This is a genomic window from Thiomicrospira sp. R3, assembly GCF_029581415.1.
Taxonomy (GTDB): Bacteria; Pseudomonadota; Gammaproteobacteria; order Thiomicrospirales; family Thiomicrospiraceae; genus Thiomicrospira.
In genome coordinates this window covers 562,359-580,689 of the sequence record NZ_CP121121.1, presented here as the reverse complement: position 1 = coordinate 580,689, position 18,331 = coordinate 562,359, and the positions used below count along the sequence as shown (strand labels likewise).

Sequence of the window (18,331 nt, the reverse complement as noted above, 5' to 3'; positions counted from 1 at the left end):
AATGGCGATTATTAAAAAATCAAAACCAACTTCTCCAGGGCGTCGTTTTGTCGTGCAGACTGTTGAGCCTACTTTGCATAAAGGTGATCCATATGCACCGCTGCTTGAGAAGAAGTCAAAAAATGGTGGGAGAAACAACACGGGCCGTATTACAGTTCGACACAATGGTGGTGGACATAAGCAACACTATCGTTTAGTTGATTTTAAGCGTAATAAGGATAGTATCCCAGCTAAGGTTGAGCGTTTAGAGTACGATCCAAATAGAACAGCTAACATTGCTTTGGTTTTGTACGCAGATGGCGAAAGGGCTTATATTTTGGCACCGCGTAACCTTTGTGCTGGAGATGTTATTGTTTCTGGTCCTGCAGCTGCTATTAAGGTTGGTAATACTTTACCTTTGCGTAATATACCTGTTGGTACTGTTGTGCATGCTGTTGAGATGCGTCCTGGCAAGGGTGCTCAAATTGCACGAAGTGCAGGTGCTTACGCACAAGTTGCCGGTAAAGAAGGTTCATATGTTTTACTAAAACTACGTTCAGGTGAGATGCGTAAAATACATGTTGATTGTCGTGCAACAGTAGGTGAAGTTGGTAATACTGAGCATAGCCTTAATAAGTTAGGCAAAGCGGGTGCTAAGCGTTGGCGTGGAATTCGTCCGACTGTTCGTGGTGTTGCGATGAACCCAGTTGACCATCCACATGGTGGTGGTGAGGGTAGAACATCCGGTGGTCGTCATCCTGTTACTCCTTGGGGTGTGCCAACTAAGGGCAAAAAGACTAGAAGTAACAAACGTACAAATAATATGATTGTACGTAGTAGAAATAGTAAATAAGGAAGGACATAATGCCACGTTCAGTTAAAAAAGGACCTTTTGTAGATCATCACTTGGCTAAAAAAGTGATTGAGGCACAAGAATCTGGTAACAAACGTCCAATCAAAACCTGGTCACGCAGATCAATGATTCTGCCAGATATGATTGGACTAACAATTGCGGTACATAATGGTAAAGAGCATATCCCCGTTTTTGTATCAGAAAATATGGTTGGCCATAAGTTAGGTGAGTTTTCTATGACTCGTACTTACCGTGGACATACTGCTGATAAGAAAGCTAAGCGTTAATAGGAGATTGAAATGCAAGTTAGTGCAACACATAAATTCGCTCGTATATCTCCTCAAAAGGCACGTTTAGTTGCGGATCTTATTCGAGGCAAGGATGTCGAGTCAGCGGTAAATATACTTGCTTTTAGCAGTAAAAAAGCGTCTGATCTAATGAAAAAAATTCTTAGTTCTGCTATTGCAAATGCTGAAAACAACGATGGTGCCGATATTGATGATCTAAAAGTAACAGCTGTCTTTGTTGATGAGGGTCCGTTAATGAAACGCATGAGAGCACGAGCCAAGGGTCGTGGAAATCGTATTGTTAAGCGTATGAGTCACATTACTGTTACTGTTGGTGAAAAATAAGGAGAGCCAGAATGGGTCAAAAAGTACATCCTATCGGTATCCGCCTAGGTATAACAAAAGATTGGAATTCACGCTGGTATGCTGACAGCAAAAACTATTCTGATTTCTTGGTAAGTGATATCGAAATAAGACAAGAGCTTAATAAGAAGTTAAGTCATGCTTCAGTGAGTAAGATTAATATTGAACGCGTTGCTAATGGCATTCGTGTCACTGTTCATACTGCTCGTCCTGGTGTTGTTATTGGTAAGAAAGGTGAGGATATTGAAAAATTAAAAGCCGATCTTATGAAAAAAACAGGATTACCTGTAAATATTAATATTGAAGAAGTAAAGAAACCTGAGCTTGACGCTAGGCTTGTTGCTGAAAGTATTGCTCAGCAGTTAGAAAAGCGTATCCAGTTCAGACGTGCTATGAAGCGTGCTGTAGGGAATGCTATGCGCTTGGGTGCCCAAGGTATCAAAGTTTCTATAGCAGGTCGATTGAATGGTGCCGATATTGCACGTACAGAGTGGTATCGTGAAGGCCGTGTACCGCTACATACATTCAGAGCTGATATCGATTATTCAACGTTCGAAGCAGATACAACCTTCGGTAAGCTTGGTGTTAAGGTTTGGATTTTCAATGGAGAAAAATTAGAAAAAATCTCTATGATGAAAGAAGATAAATCACAACCTAAAGCTAAAAAAAGCCGTAAATAAAAGGATTAATAATCATGTTAATACCTAAGCGTACTAAGTTTAGAAAAGTCCAAAAAGGACGTAATCGTGGTCTAGCTCAAACGGGTTGTAAGGTTAGTTTTGGTGAGTATGGTTTAAAGGCTACAGAGCGCGGCCGTTTGACTTCTCGTCAGATTGAATCAGCACGTCGTGCTATGACTCGGCATATAAAAAGAGGCGGTAAGATTTGGATTCGAGTGTTTCCAGATAAACCAATTACAAGTAAACCTTTAGAGGTTCGTATGGGTAAAGGTAAGGGAAGTGTTGAGTACTGGGTTGCTCAAATACAACCTGGCCGTGTATTGTATGAAGTTCAGGGTGTTAATGAGAGTTTGGCGAGACAAGCATTCAGTTTAGCCGCTGCTAAGTTGCCATTTAAAACTCAGTTTGTAACAAGAACGGTGATGTAAAATGACAGCAAATGATTTAAGAGATAAAACACCTGAGCAGCTTAACGAAGAATTGTTGTCTCTTTTAAAAGAGCAGTTCAATTTGAGAATGCAAAATGCAACTGGTCAGCTTGCTAGTACAGCTAAGCTCAAGTCAGTTAAGCGTTCAATTGCTCGTGTTAAGACTATTATTCGTGAAAAAGTGGGTAATTAATTATGTCAGAACAAACAAAAAAACCACGTACATTGTCAGGCGTTGTAGCTAGTGATGGTATGGATAAGTCAATTGTTGTCTTGACTGAACGATATGTAAAGCATTCTAAATATAAAAAGTATATTAGAAAATCTACTAAAATAATGGCTCATGATGAGCAGAATACTTGTGGTGTAGGTGATAGTGTTACTATTGAAGAATGTCGTCCATTGTCTAAGAAAAAGTCATGGACATTGTTGACCGTAGACAAAAAAGCTAAAATCTAAAAAGTTTATTAAATTTATTAGATTTTCAACCGCTGTAATGACCAAGCCGTAGGGTACTAGTCATTCAGCGGTTTTTCTGCTATCATTATTTTTTTCGCGGTTTGAAAGCGTTAATTTTTGGAGTACCGCTATGATACAAGTGCAAACAATATTAGAAGTCGCTGATAATTCTGGTGCAAAGCGCGTGCAGTGCATCAAGGTTCTTGGTGGTTCAAAGCGCCGCTACGCTAGTGTTGGCGACATTATTAAGGTTTCTGTAAAAGAGGCCGCAGCACGTGGCAAGGTTAAAAAGGGTGATGTTTATACTGCTGTTGTTGTTAGGACAGCAAAAGGCGTTAGACGTCAAGATGGCTCATTAATTAAGTTTGATGATAATGCTGCTGTTATTTTAAATAACAAAGAGCAGCCTATTGGGACACGTATTTTTGGACCAGTTACTCGCGAGTTACGAAATGAGAAGTTTATGAAAATTGTCTCATTAGCTCCTGAAGTATTGTAATAGGAAAATGGTATGAATCGTTTGAAAAAAGGTGATGAGGTCATAATCCTTGCTGGAAAAGACAAGGGTAAGAAGGGTACAGTTGCTACGTTTTTTGATAATGACCGTGTACTTGTGGAAGGCATAAATCTTGTTAAAAAGCATACAAAAGCTAATCCTATGGCTGGTGCGCAGGGTGGTATTGTTAATAAGGAAATGCCAATTCACATTTCTAATGTTGCTTTATTTAATCCTGAAACACAAAAAGCTGACCGCATTGGTTTTCGTATTGAAAATGAAGTGAAGGTTAGATTCTTTAAGTCTACAAATAAAGCTGTTGATGCTTAATTAGGTTGTAAATATGGCAAGATTAAAGCAATTTTATAAAGATCAAGTTGTCTCTAAATTAGTTGAGCAATTTGGTTATAAATCTGTAATGCAGGCTCCAAGAGTAGTTAAAATTACTATAAATATGGGTGTTGGCGCTGCATTGGCTGATAAGAAGGTTTTAGATAATGCGATGGCCGATATGGAAGCTATTGCTGGTCAAAAACCTGTTAAAACATTGGCGCGTAAATCAGTTGCTGGTTTCAAAGTTCGTCAAGGTTGGCCAATTGGATGTAAGGTCACATTGCGTGGTGCAAGAATGTATGAGTTCTTAGATAGACTTATCAATATTTCATTGCCTCGCGTACGGGACTTTCGTGGCGTTAACGCAAAAGCATTTGATGGACGCGGTAATTATACTTTGGGTGTCAAAGAGCAGATTATCTTTCCAGAGATTGAGTTTGAAAAGGTTGATATGATGCGTGGTATGGATATTAACATAGCTACCACTGCTGCTAGTGATGCGGAAGCAAAGGCCTTGCTTGAGGCATTAAACTTTCCGTTTAAAAAATAAAGAGGTTCCTGATGGCTAAAACTTCAATGATTCAGCGCGAACATAAGCGCGCGAAAATGGTTTTAAAGTTTGCTTCAAAGCGTGAAGAACTTAAAGCTATATCTGTTGATATGTCGTTGTCTTATGATGAGCGTATGGAAGCAATTAATAAACTTTCAAAATTACCACGCAATGCATCACCTGTAAGGCAGCAGCGTCGTTGTAAATTAACAGGGCGTCCGCATGCAGTTTATAGAAAGTTTGGTCTTTCTCGTAACATGTTACGTTTGTATGCAATGCAGGGCGATGTTCCTGGTTTAAGAAAAGCAAGTTGGTAGGATTAAAGTATGAGTATGTCTGATCCAATCGCGGATATGTTAACCCGTATCCGTAATGGCCAAATAGCTGGCCATTCAAATGTGTGCATGCCTTCTTCGAAGTTGAAAACAGCTCTAGCTAAACTTCTTTCTGATGAAGGTTATGTTTCCTCTTATGAGGTTAAGGATATCGATGGTAAATCCATTTTGTCTATTGATTTAAAATATTATCAAGGTAAGCCAGTAATTGAACTACTTAAGCGCGTAAGCCGTCCAGGTCTGCGTGTATATAAGAATAAAGATGAACTGCCTAATGTTATAGGTGGTCTTGGTGTTGCTGTAGTTTCAACTTCAAAAGGTATCATGTCTGATCGCGAAGCCCGAGTACAGGGTGTTGGCGGTGAGATTGTGTGCTACGTTGCTTAAGGGGTTTTACAATGTCTAGAATTGCAAAGTCTCCTGTTACTCTACCTGCTGGTGTTGAGTTATCAATCAGTGGTTTAGATGTAGCTGTAAAGGGGCCAAAAGGAAGTTTGAGTTGTAAAATCAATTCTTCTGTTAAAGTTCAAAATGATAGTGGTGTAATAAGTTTTGAGCCTAGTGGTAATGCTGTTGATGGCTGGGCTCAGGCTGGAACCGCGCGTTCTATAGTTAACAATATGGTTCTGGGTGTTTCTCAAGGTTTTGAGAAAAAACTTCAATTAGTGGGTGTAGGTTATCGTGCACAAGTGCAAGGTAATGTTATTAATCTTACTTTAGGTTTTTCACACCCTGTTGCGCACCAGTTGCCTGAAGGGGTTAGTGCGGAAACTCCAACTCAAACTGAGGTTATCATTCGTGGCGCTGATAAGCAAGTGGTTGGACAGGTTGCAGCGCAGGTTCGTGGTTATAGACCACCTGAGCCTTATAAAGGTAAGGGCGTTAAATACGCTGATGAAAGAATTCTTCGTAAAGAAGCCAAGAAGAAATAGGATAGAGGTTTTAATATGGTTAGCAAACAAGCTAGGCTTCGTAGAGCAAAAAAAACCCGTGCTAAAATTTCTGCATTAAATATGCCAAGATTGTGTATTAATAAAACACCAAAGCATATTTATGTGCAGTTAATTTCTGCTGATGGTGCAAGTGTAATTGCATCAAGCTCTACCGTGCAGGCTGACGTAAAAAGTCAAATTAAGTATACCGGTAACAAGGATGCGGCGTTGGTAGTAGGTAAAGCTATTGCAGAAAAAGCTAAATCAGCAGGTGTAACTAAGGTTGCATTTGATCGTTCTGGTTTTAAGTATCATGGGCGTGTACAAGTGTTGGCAGATGCTGCACGTGAGAACGGTTTAGAGTTTTAATGAAAGGGTTTTTATATGTCTTCACATGAAATGCAAGACGGTCAAGATGGATTGATAGAGAAGTTGGTTTCTGTCCGTCGCGTAGCAAAAGTTGTAAAGGGTGGACGTGTGTTCTCATTTTCTGCTTTGACAGTGGTCGGTGACGGTGACGGTCGAGTTGGTTTTGGCAGTGGTAAAGCTAGTGAAGTACCCGTTGCAATAAAAAAAGCCATGGAACAGGCGCGCAGAAATATGCAGAAAATCCATCTAACTAATGGTACGCTTGAGTATCCAATTAGTTTTGAGCAAGGTGCTGCTAAAATTGTTATGCTTCCTGCTTCAGAAGGTACGGGTGTTATTGCTGGTGGTTCTATGCGTTCTGTTCTTGAAGCCGCTGGTGTAAAGAACGTTTTAGCTAAGTGTATTGGTACAACTAGTCCTGTTAACGTAGTAAGAGCTACTGTTAATGGCCTTTCATCAATGCATTCACCTGATTTTATTGCCGCTAAGCGTGGTAAGAATCTAAAAGAAATTGTAGGTGAGTAATATGTCTGAACAAAAACATATTAAAATTACACTTGTAAAAAGCACTATTGGTCGTTTGCCAGCACACAAGGGTTGTGTTGCAGGTTTAGGTTTAAGAAGAATGCATCATACTGTTACAGTTATTGATACTCCTGAAAACCGTGGAATGATTAATAAAGTTTCTTATCTTTTAAAAGTTGAGGAAGCCTAATGTTTTTAAATACTTTATCACCCGCAGACGGCTCTAGTAAAGAAAGACGTCGTGTGGGTCGTGGTCAAGGTTCTGGCCTTGGTAAAATGGGTGGGCGTGGTCATAAAGGTCAAAAGTCTCGTTCAGGTGGTTTTCATAAGGTCGGGTTTGAGGGTGGTCAAATGCCAATTCAGCGCCGTTTACCTAAGGTGGGCTTTACCTCTCACATGGCAATGTTTTCTGCTGAAGTAAGGCTTGATGCACTCAATGTTTTTGCAGGTACAGAAGTTGATATTTCATTGCTTAAAGCGCATGATCTTGTTCCTGCAAACACAAAAAAGGTTAAAGTTGTTAATTCTGGTAATTTGACATCTTCAATTACTTTATCTGGTATTAATGTTACTGCTGGTGCAAAAGAAGCAATTCTTACTGCTGGTGGTACGATCAAAGAGTAATATATGAATAGTCCTTCTCTAGCTCAAGGTGCGCAAAGCAAATCGGGTCTTGGTGATTTAAAAGCAAGATTGTTATTTGTTATTGGTGCACTAATCGTCTACAGGTTAGGGACACATATACCAGTCCCCTCTATTGATCCTATTGCATTAGCTGCAATGTTTGAGCAACAGAGGGGCACTGTCTTGGACATGTTTAACATGTTCTCTGGTGGTGCGCTTGAGCGTCTTTCTATTTTTGCATTGGGAATAATGCCCTATATCTCCGCTGCGATTATTATGCAGCTGTTAACTGCTGTTTCACCAACCTTAGAGCAGTTAAAGAAAGAAGGGGAGCAGGGTAGGCGAAAAATTACACAATACACTCGTTATGGTACTGTAGTATTAGCCACTTTCCAGGCGATAGGGGTTTCTATTGCCCTTCAGGCCCAAAACATAAATGGTATGCCGGTTGTAGTTAATCCTGGTCCAATATTTATGTTAACGGCAGTGGTTACGCTAGTTAGTGGAACTATTTTTTTGATGTGGCTAGGTGAGCAAATAACAGAGCGTGGTATAGGTAATGGTATATCTCTGATAATTTTTGCTGGTATTGTGGCAGGCTTGCCTTCTGCCCTTGGTGGTACTTTGGAGCAAGTGCACACAGGAGCATTGCATGCTTTAACTGTTGTTGTTCTTTTGTTACTTGTTGCAGGTGTTACGGCTTTCGTGGTTTTTGTAGAGCGTGGGCAAAGACGGCTTCCGGTTCATTATGCTCAGCGTATGCGAGGTAGAAAGTTGTATGGTGGTCAAGAGGGACATTTGCCATTAAAGCTTAATATGGCAGGCGTTATTCCTCCTATATTTGCATCAAGTATCATTTTATTCCCGGCATCTCTAGGTGGCTGGTTTGGTAGTTCTGAAAATATGGGTTGGTTGAAAGATATTGCGACCACTTTGGCTCCAGGGCAACCTTTGTATGTAATTTTATATGCAATAGCCATTATGTTTTTTTGCTTTTTCTATACGGCTATAGTATTTAATCCAAAAGAAACGGCTGATAATTTAAGGAAATCAGGTGCTTTTTTGCCTGGTATTAGACCTGGCCCGCAAACTGCACGGTATATTGATAGCGTAATGGGTCGTTTGACGCTTGCTGGTGCTATATATATCACTGCTGTTTGTCTGTTGCCAGAGTTTCTTATTTTATATTGGAATGTGCCTTTCTATTTTGGAGGTACAGCATTACTGATTATAGTGATTGTTGTGATGGACTTTATGACTCAAATTCAGTCGCATATGATGTCAGGTCAGTATGAAAGTATGATGAAAAAAGCCAACTTAAAAGGTAAATAGAATTTAATTCTTTTTGTCTAGTATTGTAATTTGAAATCAAGTATAATTGCTTGTTTTCTAGTGAGAAATTTTAGGGGAGCGTCAAAATGGCTCGTATTGCCGGCGTAAATTTACCGCTTAACAAGCATGTTGTTATCGGTTTAAGATCCATATATGGAGTAGGTCAAACTACAGCACAAAATCTGTGTGTAGCCGCTGATCTTGATCCAACAACTAAGGTTCGTAACCTTACAGAAGACCAACTTGTTTCTATTCGAGATGAGTTGGCAAAATATAAAATTGAAGGTGATTTAAGACGTGATGTTTCTATGAATATCAAACGTCTTATGGATATGGGTTGTTTTCGTGGTATTCGTCATCGTCGTAGTCTTCCTTTGCGTGGACAGCGTACTAAGACAAATGCTCGTACCCGTAAAGGTCCAAAAAAACCAATTAAGAGATAACGCAAAATCTGCGAGATAAATTATGGCAAAAGCAAATTCGCGTATTAAAAAGAAAGTAAAGCATGTTGTTAATGATGCAGTTGCACATGTTCATGCTTCTTTCAACAATACAATTGTGACGATTACTGATCGTCAAGGTAATGCATTGTGTTGGGCTACAGCTGGTGGTAGTGGTTTTCGTGGTTCACGTAAAAGTACTCCGTTCGCTGCACAGGTTGCGGCAGAACGTGCTGGTCAAATGGCACAAGAATATGGTGTTAAGAACATGGATGTTATGGTAAAGGGCCCTGGTCCTGGACGTGATTCTGCTGTTCGTGGTTTACACAGTGTAGGCTTCAAGATTACATCAATATCTGATGTAACTCCTATTCCACACAATGGATGCCGTCCATCTAAGAAACGTCGTGTTTAAGGAAGAATTTCATGGCTAGATATATTGGTCCAAAATGTAAACTCGCACGCCGTGAAGGTACTGACCTTTTCCTAAAGAGTGGCGTAAGAAGTATTGAGTCAAAGTGTAAAATAGATCAGGCTCCTGGTCAGCATGGCGCTCGTCGTTCACGTGTTACTGAGTATGGTACTCAGTTACGTGAGAAACAAAAAGTTAGAAGAATTTACGGTATTTTAGAAAAAAAATTCCGTCTATATTACAAAGAAGCTGATCGTCGTAAGGGTTCTACGGGTGTCAACCTTCTTCAGTTACTTGAAAGCCGGTTAGATAACGTTGTCTACAGAATGGGGTTTGCTAGTACTCGTTCAGAAGCGCGTCAGTTGGTTTCGCATAAGTCGGTGTTGGTTAATGGCTCATTAGTTAATATTCCTTCTTATGAAGTTAAGGCTGGTGATGTTGTTAGTATTCGTGAAAAGTCACGTACTCAGTTGCGTATTTCTGCTGCTTTGGAATTGTCAGGTAAGTCTGGAACTCCATCTTGGTTAGAAGTAAATGCTAAAGCTTTTCAGGGTACATTTAAATCTTTACCTGATCGTTCTGATTTACCTTCTGAAATTTCAGAAAATCTGATAGTTGAGCTTTACTCTAAGTAATATTGAAACGGAGATAACACCTGATGCAAGATATGTTAGAACAGTTGTTGACCCCGCGACTTGTTGACATTAAAAGAATCAGTAACACGCATAGTCGAGTTACTTTAGAGCCCTTGGAGCGTGGCTTTGGTCATACTTTAGGAAATGCGTTAAGACGTATTCTTTTGTCTTCAATGCCAGGTGCAGCGATAACTGAAGTACAAATAGATGGTGTTTTACATGAATACTCAACTATTGAAGGTGTTCGCGAAGATGTACTTGAGATCCTTCTTAATATAAAAGAAGTAGCTATTAAGCTTCATTCTAAAGAAAGTACTGAGCTAGTTCTGAATAGGAAGGGTCCAGCTGTTATTAGAGCAAAGGATATTTCTGTAAATCATGATGTTGAATTGTGTAATCCTGATCAAGTAATCGCACATATCAGTGATGGTGCTGAGCTCTCTATGAGAATGAGGGTCGAGCGCGGACTAGGTTACAGAGCAGCATCTCAATCAGATGTTTCTGTAGACTCTACGATCGGTTTTTTGAAACTTGATGCAAGTTTCAGTCCTGTTCATACCGTGAGTTACGAAGTAGAAAATGCACGTGTTGAGCAGAGAACTGATTTGGATCGTCTTATTTTAGACGTGGTTACTGACGGAACGTTGGATCCAGAAGATGCCATCAAAAAGGCCGCTACTGTGCTTCATTATCAGCTTACTGCTTTTGTTGATCTTAAACATCAAGAAGTTATTGCACCTGAAGAAGTTGAGAGTGAATTTGATCCTATCTTCTTACAGCCTGTCGATGATCTTGAGTTGACGGTACGTTCAGCAAATTGTTTGAAGGCAGAGCAGATTTATTATATTGGTGATTTAGTTCAGCGTAATGAATCTCAATTATTAAAAACACCTAATTTAGGTAAAAAATCTTTACAAGAAATTAAGGATGTTTTGGCTCAAAGAGGTTTAGCGCTTGGTACTAAACTTGAAAATTGGCCGCCATCATCCCTAATTAGTAAAGAACCAGCATAAGATTAAAAGGAAGCTATATGCGTCATCGTAAGAGTGGTCGTAAATTAGGCCGAAATAGCTCACACCGCAAGGCGATGTTTAAAAATATGTCGGCTTCGTTAATTGAGCATGAAGTTATTAAAACTACAGTAGCTAAGGCTAAAGAATTGCGCTCTGTTGCTGAGCCTTTGATAACCTTAGCAAAAGTTGATTCTGTTCATAACCGTAGAATTGCTTTCTCACGTTTACGTGACAAAGCAGCTGTCGGTAAATTATTTACTGACTTAGGTGTTCGCTACCAAGGTCGACCAGGTGGTTATATTCGTATTTTGAAATGCGGATACCGTCCTGGTGATAATGCACCTATGGCGATTGTTGAGTTGGTTGATCGTCCTGTTCAATCTCAGGTTGTTTCTTCTGAAGCTTAACTAAATTAGGCCGACTTTTAGTCGGCTTTTTTATGTTACATTTAATAGACACACATGCTCATTTATCAACGTTTGATTATTTATCTGATATATCTTTTCCTACTGTTTCTGTTTCTGTCGATTTAAATTCTTCGTTTCAACAAATTTTATTTCAGCGTAAATCTCGATTTGTAATACCCGCAGTTGGAGTTCATCCTTGGTTTTGTCAATCTGTCTCGTTTCACGATTTATTGTCGTTATTTGCGTTTACTAAATCTAATAATATAAAAATCCTAGGGGAAATTGGTCTTGATTTCTCAGTCAAACATAAAGCCAGTAGTGTTCAGCAATTAGAAATATTCACTCATCAGCTTAATTTCGCAAGTTTAAATGGTCTTTCAGTTTCCTTGCATAGTGTTAAAGCCAATATAGAAGTTTTAAGTTTACTGAATGAAATGCCTGTAAAGGGTGTGCTTCATGGTTTTTCCGGAAGCCCGGAGCAGGCTTGGCCTTTTATTGAAAAGGGATTTAAGATTGGTGTTAACGGTATGGTTTTAAGAAATAATACACCACGTTATCTACACTTGGTTAAAATGCTGCCTTTAAGTTCTATTGTATTGGAAACAGATTTCCCTAATGTCATTTATTCTCCAGGTTTAAAGCCAAGCTTGAATATGATAATTTTAATTGCAAAAAAAGTGGCGCAGATAAAGTCTAGCTCGCTTGAAAATGTTGTTAAAATCACCAGCCATAATGCTATTGAGAGTTTACAGTTAGATGTTATTGAATAATCCTCTTTATGAGCGTAGTTTGCTTGTGTTTGATAAACAGTCCATGGAACGTATTGCTGATTCACGTGTTCTTGTGGCCGGTGTGGGTGGTGTGGGTGGCTTTGTTGCTGAAGCTTTAGCTAGAGCCGGGGTTGGTGCAATAACACTGGTTGACCATGATGTTGTTTCTCCTTCTAATAAGAATCGTCAAATAGTGGCGTTAGATTCAACGTTAAACATGCTTAAGGTAGACGTGATGGCCGAAAGGATTTTCCAGATAAATCCTGGTTGTAACGTTACTAAACGTGCTGAGTTTGTTTCTCCGGAGCAGATGTCAGGATTAGTTTCATCTGGATTTGATTATATTGTTGATGCAATTGATAGCCTTAATTGTAAGGTTGCATTGGCTCAACAGTCTTTGTTGCAAGGTATTCCCATTGTTTCAAGTATGGGGGCTGGTAGACGTATTGATCCAACAAAAATACAGGTAGCGGATATTAGTCAAACCCATGGGTGTGGTTTAGCACGCGTTATGCGTCAACGTTTGCGTAAGGATGGGTTTGATAAAGGGCTTGAGGTAGTGTTCTCTACGGAGTTACCGAAAGCCCCTGGGCCTTTTGAAGATATAGAAGGTGCGCGTGGCCGGGTGGTTAATGGCACAGCGAGTTATATGCCTGGTATTTTCGGCTTGATGATTGCGGGTGTTGTTATTCAAAAACTCTCGCTTGATTAATGGCTATGAACTTAACTTCAAAGGCGCTTAGGCTTCACGGTGGGCGCTATTTGTTTTGGGATGAGGATGAGCAGGTGCTTTGGCTTGATCTCAGAAAAGTATTCCCTGCTGTGGGTGTTATTAAAGTTCCATCTTGGGATTGGATGCTTTTACATCAAGAGGGCATACCCCAGTATCCGCCTGAATTAGATTTACTTAATTGGAGCCTGCACAGTGATTTACGTTTCTGGTTAAAGCCTATTCCAAAGTGGGTGGTCGAAAGTTGTCAACTTTTCCCAACTCATCAGCTTAAGTTGTTGCATTTAGCGGGTCGTTATCCAGCCATGCTTGAATTGCTCGATCATTCGCCTATGCTGGCTTGGCATTTAGTAAAGCTTGATTTAACGGAAATTCAATTGCAGGATTTATTTCAAACTAAGCGTGTCCGTATGGTTGAGCGCCTGGGGTGGCCTGGTAAAGAGGATACCTTGATCTTCCTTCGTAACCTGAGGTTGCGTAAGGTGAATAGTCAATTACTTGAACAGGTTGAGGTGTGTTTGCTAGATGAGCAGCGCTTGGCTGCCTTAACGGCTTTACCACGAATAAATTCTATGGCGTTATCGTTGGCCGCTCGTTTCCCACAGTTAATTGGTAAGCGCTTGCATCAAACCTTGGCTCGATTACCTTGCCGTCCGATGCAATGTCAGTCAATGGTTGCGTTACTTGAAGATGTTTATCGTTTGGCCGACTTTTTGAATGAACCAGATGTAACGGAGCAGATTGGCACGTGTCGGTATCTGATTGATGTCGAGCAGCGTTACCAGGCCTGGTTGGTTGGGGCTTGCCCAGCTGGACATCATTCCATTGCTCTTTTTGCGATACCAAAGCGCTTAGTTGCGTTGGCAGAATGGTCAAGTTTAAGTCTGCTTCAGCAACAGGCCTGGTGGATTGACCATAGCGAAAAGCCTTCGGATATTGAGTTGTGGGCTTGGTATTACGAAGGCGAAGCAGTCGGTGCGCTGATTAAACGCAGTCAAACTGGACGCTGTAGCTTGCTGCGTTGTCGCCAAGGCCAAAATCAATTGCCCTCAGCAGCGCTGCAAACGCAGGTTGAATTGTGGTTGCTTCAAGCTTAGTCGACTAAACACTCTTTACTCATTAAGTCTTCATAGGTCTCTCTTGGGCGAATTAACCAGGCCTGGTGGGTTTGTACCATGATTTCAGCCGCACGAGGACGGGTGTTGTAGTTGGAACTCATTGTAAAGCCATAAGCACCTGCTGACATCACCGCTAGTAAATCGCCTGCTTTGAGGTTTAATGTACGATCCTTGCCTAAGAAATCACCGGTTTCACAAACTGGCCCGACCAGGTCCCAATGCGTATCTGTTCCATTTGTTCGAGGCGAAACGGGTATGATCTGCTGGTAGGCTTGATAGAGCGCTGGACGAATTAGATCATTCATTGCGGCATCAATAATAGCGAAGTGTTTGTGTTCGGTTGGTTTGAGGTATTCGACTTCAGTAACCAAAATGCCAGCGTTGCCAGCAATGGCTCGGCCTGGTTCTATAATCACTTCTATAGCGGGATCATTAAGTTCAGTTAAAAGTGCGCGAATATAATCAGCAATTACAGGCGGTGTTTCTTTTGCATAACGTATCCCTAGACCGCCGCCAAGATCAAGGTGGTGGATTTGAATTCCTAATTCAGCTAGCTGTGTTTTTAATTGTAAAACTTTTTTTAGCGCATCAACAAAGGGCGCGATCTCTGTGAGTTGCGAACCTATATGGCAATCAATGCCAATAATTTGAATATGTGAGCAGGCCGCCGCTTTTTTATAAAGCGCAGGCGCAGTTTGAATATCGACACCAAACTTGTTTTCTTTTAAACCGGTCGAAATATAGGGATGGGTTTTAGCATCCACGTCAGGGTTAACACGGAATGAAATAGGCGCAACTTTACCCATTCGTTCTGCTACGGCTTGAATACGTTCGAGTTCGGCATGTGACTCTACATTGAAGCAGCGAATTCCGACGTCTAATGCCCTCTCTATTTCTAGTTCTTTTTTAGCTACCCCTGAAAACACCACTTTAGCTGGATCGCCTCCGGCACGCAATACTCGTTCAAGTTCGCCTTGAGAAACAATGTCAAAGCCAGATCCAAGTTTGGCGAGCACTTGGAGCACCGCTAAATTCGAGTTGGTTTTAACCGCATAGCAAACCAAGTGGGGTTGTGCGCCAAACGCCTGATCAAAGTCGTGCCAGCGCGCTTCAAGTTCACTCCGTGAGTAGATATAAAGGGGCGTGCCGTATTGTTTAGCTAGGGCATTAACGTCACACTGCTCAGCAAAAAGCTGGTTATTTTGGTAGTGGAAGGTTTCGTTCATAGGGTGTCCTAAGGATTAAATAGAGTTTTAATGTGCATTTTCTTAATCTGAATGGGTAATCTTCTGTGTTTCTGGAAGGCTTAAAGGGGCTTTTTTCCCACAGCCAGCTATGCTTGTCAACAAACCAATAGCGATAACTAAAACCAGGCCTGGTTGAATAATTCGGCGCTTACAAAACAAACACATGTGCAGTCCCCGATGCTAGGCGTTAAAATAGCGTTATTTTAACAGACTTTATAAATAGACTATAGGATCGAATGATGACTGACCGCTTACCCTTGATTGTTGAACCTAACCTACCCGCCCATTCAGCGGTAATCTGGTTGCATGGCTTAGGGGCAGATGGCGCAGATTTTGTAGATATAGTGCCACGCCTTGGCTTGCCCGCTGAACATGGTATTCGATTTATATTTCCACATGCGGCTGTACAGCCGGTGACGATTAATGGTGGGATGACCATGCGCTCCTGGTTTGATATTCGTTCAATGGATATTTTGAATGATATTGATTCTGCGGGTATTCGGGTATCCTGTCATCAGGTGTATAAACTCATCGAGCAACAGCGTGACGTGGGTATTGCCAGTAAAAATATTGTGATTGCTGGTTTTTCGCAAGGTGGTTTAATCGCGTTGCACGCTGGCCTAAGTTATGATCATCCCTTAGCGGGTGTGATGGCGTTATCGACCTGGTGTCCGTTGGTTGAGCAATTTTATTTACACCGTGAAATGCCGATTTTTATCGCGCATGGCCGTGAAGACTCGGTCGTGCCTTACGCTTTGGGCATCAAAGCACGTGATGATCTGCGTGCAAAAGGCTATCGGGTTGAATGGCAGGACTATCCTATGGAGCATCAGGTTTGTCTGGAAGAGATTGAAGCGATCGGACACTGGTTAAAACGCATCCTGTTGGAGGCTGAATAAATGTTTATTTTAACGATGCGAGTTCGTGACTATGAGTGTGATATTCAAGGTGTGGTTAATAACAGTGTGTACCAAAACTATCTTGAACATGCTCGCCACGAGTTCTTATTAGCCAACAATGTAAACTTTGCACAAATTACAGCCAGCGGCATTAATCTAGTGGTCACGCGAGCAGAGCTGGACTATAAGGCGTCATTAAAACCGCAGGATGACTTTTATATCACCGTAGAATGTATTCGTGAATCGCGGTTAAAGTTTGCGTTCATCCAACATATTTATCGCAGTGTGGATGGTAAATTAGTGATGCAGGCTCGAATAATCGGCACGGGAGTCAATGCAAAAGGACGCCCCGAAATACCTAGCGAGTTGGCGCAGCTCTTTACACCACAGGATGCGCTTTGATGAACATTTTACTAGGTGTGAGCGGTGGTATTGCCGCCTATAAAGCTTTGGCGTTAGTTCGGCTTTGGGTTAAGGCAGGTCATCAGGTTCAGGTTGTGATGACCGAGGGCGCCAAGCAGTTTATTGCTCCGCTTGCTTTTCAAGCCTTATCGGGCCACCAGGTGCGGGATGATTTGTTTGATCTTGAGCAAGAAGATGCCATGGGGCATATAGAAATGGCACGCTGGCCTGATGTGATTGTACTTGCACCTGCGTCGGCAAATCTGCTCGCACGTTTGCGAGCAGGCATGGCCGATGATTTATTAACGACGTTATGTCTAGCTACCGACAAACCGATTATGTTCGCGCCTGCGATGAATCGTTTAATGTGGGCGAATCTGGCCACACAGGATAACATTAAGCAATTGAGCCTGCGCGGTTGGCAGATGATTGCGCCTGAATCCGGTGCGCAAGCGTGTGGCGAAATCGGTGCAGGGCGTTTAGCTGAGCCTACTAATATTGTGGCGTTTGTGGCATCCTATTTTGAAAAGCGTAATAAAACAACCAACCAGGCCTGGTTGGGCAAGCGTGTATTAATAACAGCGGGGCCAACCTATGAAGATCTGGACCCGGTTCGGTTTATTGGCAATCGCAGTTCAGGCAAAATGGGTTTTGCTATGGCTAAAGCTGCGAGTGAACAAGGAGCCGAGGTGACCTTAATTAGCGGTCCTGTCAATCTAGCCACGCCTTTGGGTGTGACACGCATTGATGTGCGTTCTGCGCGAGATATGTTTGAAGCGGTTAAGCAGCATTATGCGCACATGGACGTGGTGATTGCAGCCGCAGCGGTTGCAGATTACCGTGTTGAGCACAAAGCGACACACAAAATTAAAAAAACAGCGTACCAGGATGAACTGACGCTAAATTTGGTTAAAAATCCTGACATTATTGCTTGGGTGGCGCAACAGGAAAACAAGCCTTTTGTCGTCGGATTTGCGGCAGAAACCGAGAAGCTGATTCCTTATGCACAAGACAAACTCAAGCGAAAAGGGCTCGATCTGATCTGTGCTAATCAAGTGGGAAATGGGCAAGGATTTGACACGGATGACAATTGCTTAACCTTGATCACAGCGACGGATGTACAGACGCTGGCGAGATCAACGAAATACCAACAAGCCCAGGCGGTTCTTGCATTTATTCAACAGGCTACAAGTTAAAAAATGTGGATACACACCTTGTTTCTACCTCCTTCTTTTGCTTGATAGAGCGCCTGGTCAGCGGCTTCAAAAAGTGTAGCAAAGTCAAGCATTGGGTGGTGCTCCAGGTTGGGATCGTCTAATAAGGAAACCAGCGCAGGGGCTTGTTTTTTATCACAGCAGGCCAGTCCAATTGAACAGGTTACGTTTAGCTCATGTGGGTTAGCGTCATGCACTTGCTGTTGGATTTTGTTGGCTCGTTCCAATGACTGTTGATGGTTCATGCCTTTGATAAGAACGATGAACTCGTCACCACCATAACGAACCACGATATCTTGTTGACGGCTAACCGATTTAAGTATATCAGCAATGGTTTTTAAAATGGCGTCACCGATAGCGTGTCCATGGTTGTCATTAATGTGCTTAAAATGATCAATGTCCAACACCGCGTAAGCAATTATGCCACTTCTTTGGGTGTAACTCGTTGAAATCGTCTTTTTTGTTGGAAGGCGTCAGTTGGTTTATGGCTTCAAGTTTA

General features: G+C 41.6%; 32 protein-coding genes. 29 read left to right on the top strand and 3 right to left on the bottom strand.

The window, feature by feature from the left end; translation table 11 throughout:
• Window position 1 precedes the first annotated feature (1 nt).
• The 26 genes from rplB to P8S55_RS02855 all read left to right on the top strand — a co-directional run bounded on the left by rplB (window position 2) and on the right by P8S55_RS02855 (window position 14,049).
• Window positions 2–832: a 50S ribosomal protein L2 gene (gene rplB, locus P8S55_RS02980; RefSeq protein WP_289224804.1), complete on the top strand. Its 831-nt coding sequence runs from the start codon at window positions 2–4 to the stop codon at window positions 830–832.
• Window positions 833–843: 11 nt separating this feature from the next.
• Complete coding sequence (gene rpsS / locus P8S55_RS02975) at window positions 844–1,119, top strand: 30S ribosomal protein S19 (protein ID WP_289224803.1); 276 nt, start codon at window positions 844–846, stop codon at window positions 1,117–1,119.
• 12 nt (window positions 1,120–1,131) lie between these two features.
• Window positions 1,132–1,464 carry a 50S ribosomal protein L22 gene (gene rplV, locus P8S55_RS02970; RefSeq protein ID WP_289224802.1) on the top strand — a complete coding sequence of 111 codons (333 nt, stop codon included), beginning with the start codon at window positions 1,132–1,134 and terminating at the stop codon, window positions 1,462–1,464.
• Between the two features lie 11 nt (window positions 1,465–1,475).
• Complete coding sequence (gene rpsC, locus P8S55_RS02965; RefSeq protein ID WP_289224801.1) at window positions 1,476–2,162, top strand: 30S ribosomal protein S3; 687 nt, start codon at window positions 1,476–1,478, stop codon at window positions 2,160–2,162.
• Window positions 2,163–2,176: 14 nt separating this feature from the next.
• The gene (gene rplP, locus P8S55_RS02960) at window positions 2,177–2,590 is read left to right on the top strand and encodes a 50S ribosomal protein L16 (RefSeq protein ID WP_289224800.1); all 414 of its coding nucleotides are present in this window, start codon (window positions 2,177–2,179) and stop codon (window positions 2,588–2,590) included.
• 1 nt (window position 2,591) lies between these two features.
• Complete coding sequence (gene rpmC / locus P8S55_RS02955) at window positions 2,592–2,783, top strand: 50S ribosomal protein L29 (protein ID WP_289224799.1); 192 nt, start codon at window positions 2,592–2,594, stop codon at window positions 2,781–2,783.
• A gap of 2 nt (window positions 2,784–2,785) precedes the next feature.
• A complete protein-coding gene (gene rpsQ / locus P8S55_RS02950; RefSeq protein WP_289224798.1) occupies window positions 2,786–3,049 on the top strand; it encodes a 30S ribosomal protein S17 in 264 nt (87 codons plus the stop codon).
• Between the two features lie 130 nt (window positions 3,050–3,179).
• Complete coding sequence (gene rplN / locus P8S55_RS02945; RefSeq protein ID WP_289224797.1) at window positions 3,180–3,548, top strand: 50S ribosomal protein L14; 369 nt, start codon at window positions 3,180–3,182, stop codon at window positions 3,546–3,548.
• Between the two features lie 12 nt (window positions 3,549–3,560).
• Window positions 3,561–3,875, top strand: coding sequence for a 50S ribosomal protein L24 (gene rplX, locus P8S55_RS02940; RefSeq protein ID WP_289224796.1), 315 nt, complete (start codon window positions 3,561–3,563; stop codon window positions 3,873–3,875).
• A 13-nt stretch (window positions 3,876–3,888) separates the two neighbouring features.
• Window positions 3,889–4,428 (top strand): 50S ribosomal protein L5, encoded by a 540-nt coding sequence (gene rplE, locus P8S55_RS02935; RefSeq protein ID WP_289224795.1) that lies wholly within the window; start codon window positions 3,889–3,891, stop codon window positions 4,426–4,428.
• 11 nt (window positions 4,429–4,439) lie between these two features.
• Complete coding sequence (gene rpsN, locus P8S55_RS02930; protein ID WP_289224794.1) at window positions 4,440–4,745, top strand: 30S ribosomal protein S14; 306 nt, start codon at window positions 4,440–4,442, stop codon at window positions 4,743–4,745.
• 9 nt (window positions 4,746–4,754) lie between these two features.
• Window positions 4,755–5,150 carry a 30S ribosomal protein S8 gene (gene rpsH / locus P8S55_RS02925; RefSeq protein WP_289224793.1) on the top strand — a complete coding sequence of 132 codons (396 nt, stop codon included), beginning with the start codon at window positions 4,755–4,757 and terminating at the stop codon, window positions 5,148–5,150.
• Window positions 5,151–5,161: 11 nt separating this feature from the next.
• Window positions 5,162–5,695 carry a 50S ribosomal protein L6 gene (gene rplF / locus P8S55_RS02920; RefSeq protein WP_289224792.1) on the top strand — a complete coding sequence of 178 codons (534 nt, stop codon included), beginning with the start codon at window positions 5,162–5,164 and terminating at the stop codon, window positions 5,693–5,695.
• A gap of 15 nt (window positions 5,696–5,710) precedes the next feature.
• Complete coding sequence (gene rplR / locus P8S55_RS02915; protein WP_289224791.1) at window positions 5,711–6,064, top strand: 50S ribosomal protein L18; 354 nt, start codon at window positions 5,711–5,713, stop codon at window positions 6,062–6,064.
• A 15-nt stretch (window positions 6,065–6,079) separates the two neighbouring features.
• A complete protein-coding gene (gene rpsE / locus P8S55_RS02910; protein ID WP_289224790.1) occupies window positions 6,080–6,589 on the top strand; it encodes a 30S ribosomal protein S5 in 510 nt (169 codons plus the stop codon).
• 1 nt (window position 6,590) lies between these two features.
• Window positions 6,591–6,779 (top strand): 50S ribosomal protein L30, encoded by a 189-nt coding sequence (rpmD, locus tag P8S55_RS02905; RefSeq protein WP_289224789.1) that lies wholly within the window; start codon window positions 6,591–6,593, stop codon window positions 6,777–6,779.
• Complete coding sequence (gene rplO / locus P8S55_RS02900) at window positions 6,779–7,213, top strand: 50S ribosomal protein L15 (RefSeq protein ID WP_289224788.1); 435 nt, start codon at window positions 6,779–6,781, stop codon at window positions 7,211–7,213. Before rpmD ends, rplO begins: the two co-directional genes overlap by 1 nt.
• Before the next feature lie 3 nt (window positions 7,214–7,216).
• A complete protein-coding gene (gene secY / locus P8S55_RS02895) occupies window positions 7,217–8,545 on the top strand; it encodes a preprotein translocase subunit SecY (RefSeq protein ID WP_289224787.1) in 1,329 nt (442 codons plus the stop codon).
• An 86-nt stretch (window positions 8,546–8,631) separates the two neighbouring features.
• Complete coding sequence (gene rpsM, locus P8S55_RS02890; RefSeq protein WP_289224786.1) at window positions 8,632–8,988, top strand: 30S ribosomal protein S13; 357 nt, start codon at window positions 8,632–8,634, stop codon at window positions 8,986–8,988.
• A 22-nt stretch (window positions 8,989–9,010) separates the two neighbouring features.
• Window positions 9,011–9,400, top strand: coding sequence for a 30S ribosomal protein S11 (gene rpsK, locus P8S55_RS02885; RefSeq protein WP_248850401.1), 390 nt, complete (start codon window positions 9,011–9,013; stop codon window positions 9,398–9,400).
• An 11-nt stretch (window positions 9,401–9,411) separates the two neighbouring features.
• Window positions 9,412–10,032, top strand: coding sequence for a 30S ribosomal protein S4 (rpsD, locus tag P8S55_RS02880; protein ID WP_289224785.1), 621 nt, complete (start codon window positions 9,412–9,414; stop codon window positions 10,030–10,032).
• Between the two features lie 23 nt (window positions 10,033–10,055).
• Window positions 10,056–11,045: a DNA-directed RNA polymerase subunit alpha gene (locus P8S55_RS02875; RefSeq protein WP_289224784.1), complete on the top strand. Its 990-nt coding sequence runs from the start codon at window positions 10,056–10,058 to the stop codon at window positions 11,043–11,045.
• A 17-nt stretch (window positions 11,046–11,062) separates the two neighbouring features.
• Window positions 11,063–11,452 carry a 50S ribosomal protein L17 gene (rplQ, locus tag P8S55_RS02870; protein ID WP_289224783.1) on the top strand — a complete coding sequence of 130 codons (390 nt, stop codon included), beginning with the start codon at window positions 11,063–11,065 and terminating at the stop codon, window positions 11,450–11,452.
• 32 nt (window positions 11,453–11,484) lie between these two features.
• Window positions 11,485–12,222 carry a TatD family hydrolase gene (locus tag P8S55_RS02865; RefSeq protein ID WP_289224782.1) on the top strand — a complete coding sequence of 246 codons (738 nt, stop codon included), beginning with the start codon at window positions 11,485–11,487 and terminating at the stop codon, window positions 12,220–12,222.
• Window positions 12,209–12,934 (top strand): tRNA threonylcarbamoyladenosine dehydratase, encoded by a 726-nt coding sequence (locus P8S55_RS02860; RefSeq protein WP_289224781.1) that lies wholly within the window; start codon window positions 12,209–12,211, stop codon window positions 12,932–12,934. Before P8S55_RS02865 ends, P8S55_RS02860 begins: the two co-directional genes overlap by 14 nt.
• Window positions 12,935–12,939: 5 nt before the next feature.
• Window positions 12,940–14,049: a hypothetical protein gene (locus tag P8S55_RS02855; protein ID WP_289224780.1), complete on the top strand. Its 1,110-nt coding sequence runs from the start codon at window positions 12,940–12,942 to the stop codon at window positions 14,047–14,049.
• Here the strand turns inward: P8S55_RS02855 and lysA are convergent.
• Both lysA and P8S55_RS02845 read right to left on the bottom strand, forming a co-directional pair.
• A complete protein-coding gene (gene lysA / locus P8S55_RS02850) occupies window positions 14,046–15,296 on the bottom strand; it encodes a diaminopimelate decarboxylase (RefSeq protein ID WP_289224779.1) in 1,251 nt (416 codons plus the stop codon). The two genes, P8S55_RS02855 and lysA, sit on opposite strands and share 4 nt — an antisense overlap.
• Before the next feature lie 42 nt (window positions 15,297–15,338).
• Window positions 15,339–15,482 (bottom strand): lipoprotein, encoded by a 144-nt coding sequence (locus tag P8S55_RS02845; RefSeq protein WP_289224778.1) that lies wholly within the window; start codon window positions 15,480–15,482, stop codon window positions 15,339–15,341.
• Between the two features lie 74 nt (window positions 15,483–15,556).
• Between P8S55_RS02845 and P8S55_RS02840 the strand changes: the two genes are divergently transcribed.
• From P8S55_RS02840 to coaBC, 3 genes are read left to right on the top strand one after another with little or no spacing between them, the layout of a single operon-like run.
• Window positions 15,557–16,216, top strand: coding sequence for an alpha/beta hydrolase (locus tag P8S55_RS02840; protein ID WP_289224777.1), 660 nt, complete (start codon window positions 15,557–15,559; stop codon window positions 16,214–16,216).
• On the top strand, window positions 16,217–16,618 hold the full coding sequence (locus tag P8S55_RS02835) for an acyl-CoA thioesterase (protein WP_289224776.1): 402 nt from the start codon (window positions 16,217–16,219) through the stop codon (window positions 16,616–16,618).
• Window positions 16,618–17,814: a bifunctional phosphopantothenoylcysteine decarboxylase/phosphopantothenate--cysteine ligase CoaBC gene (gene coaBC, locus P8S55_RS02830; RefSeq protein ID WP_289224775.1), complete on the top strand. Its 1,197-nt coding sequence runs from the start codon at window positions 16,618–16,620 to the stop codon at window positions 17,812–17,814. The genes P8S55_RS02835 and coaBC overlap by 1 nt, the downstream gene beginning before the upstream one ends.
• On the opposite strand, the gene P8S55_RS02825 is transcribed toward coaBC, so the two are convergent.
• Window positions 17,811–18,251, bottom strand: coding sequence for a GGDEF domain-containing protein (locus tag P8S55_RS02825; protein ID WP_289225300.1), 441 nt, complete (start codon window positions 18,249–18,251; stop codon window positions 17,811–17,813). The two genes, coaBC and P8S55_RS02825, sit on opposite strands and share 4 nt — an antisense overlap.
• Between the last annotated feature and the right edge of the window lie 80 nt (window positions 18,252–18,331).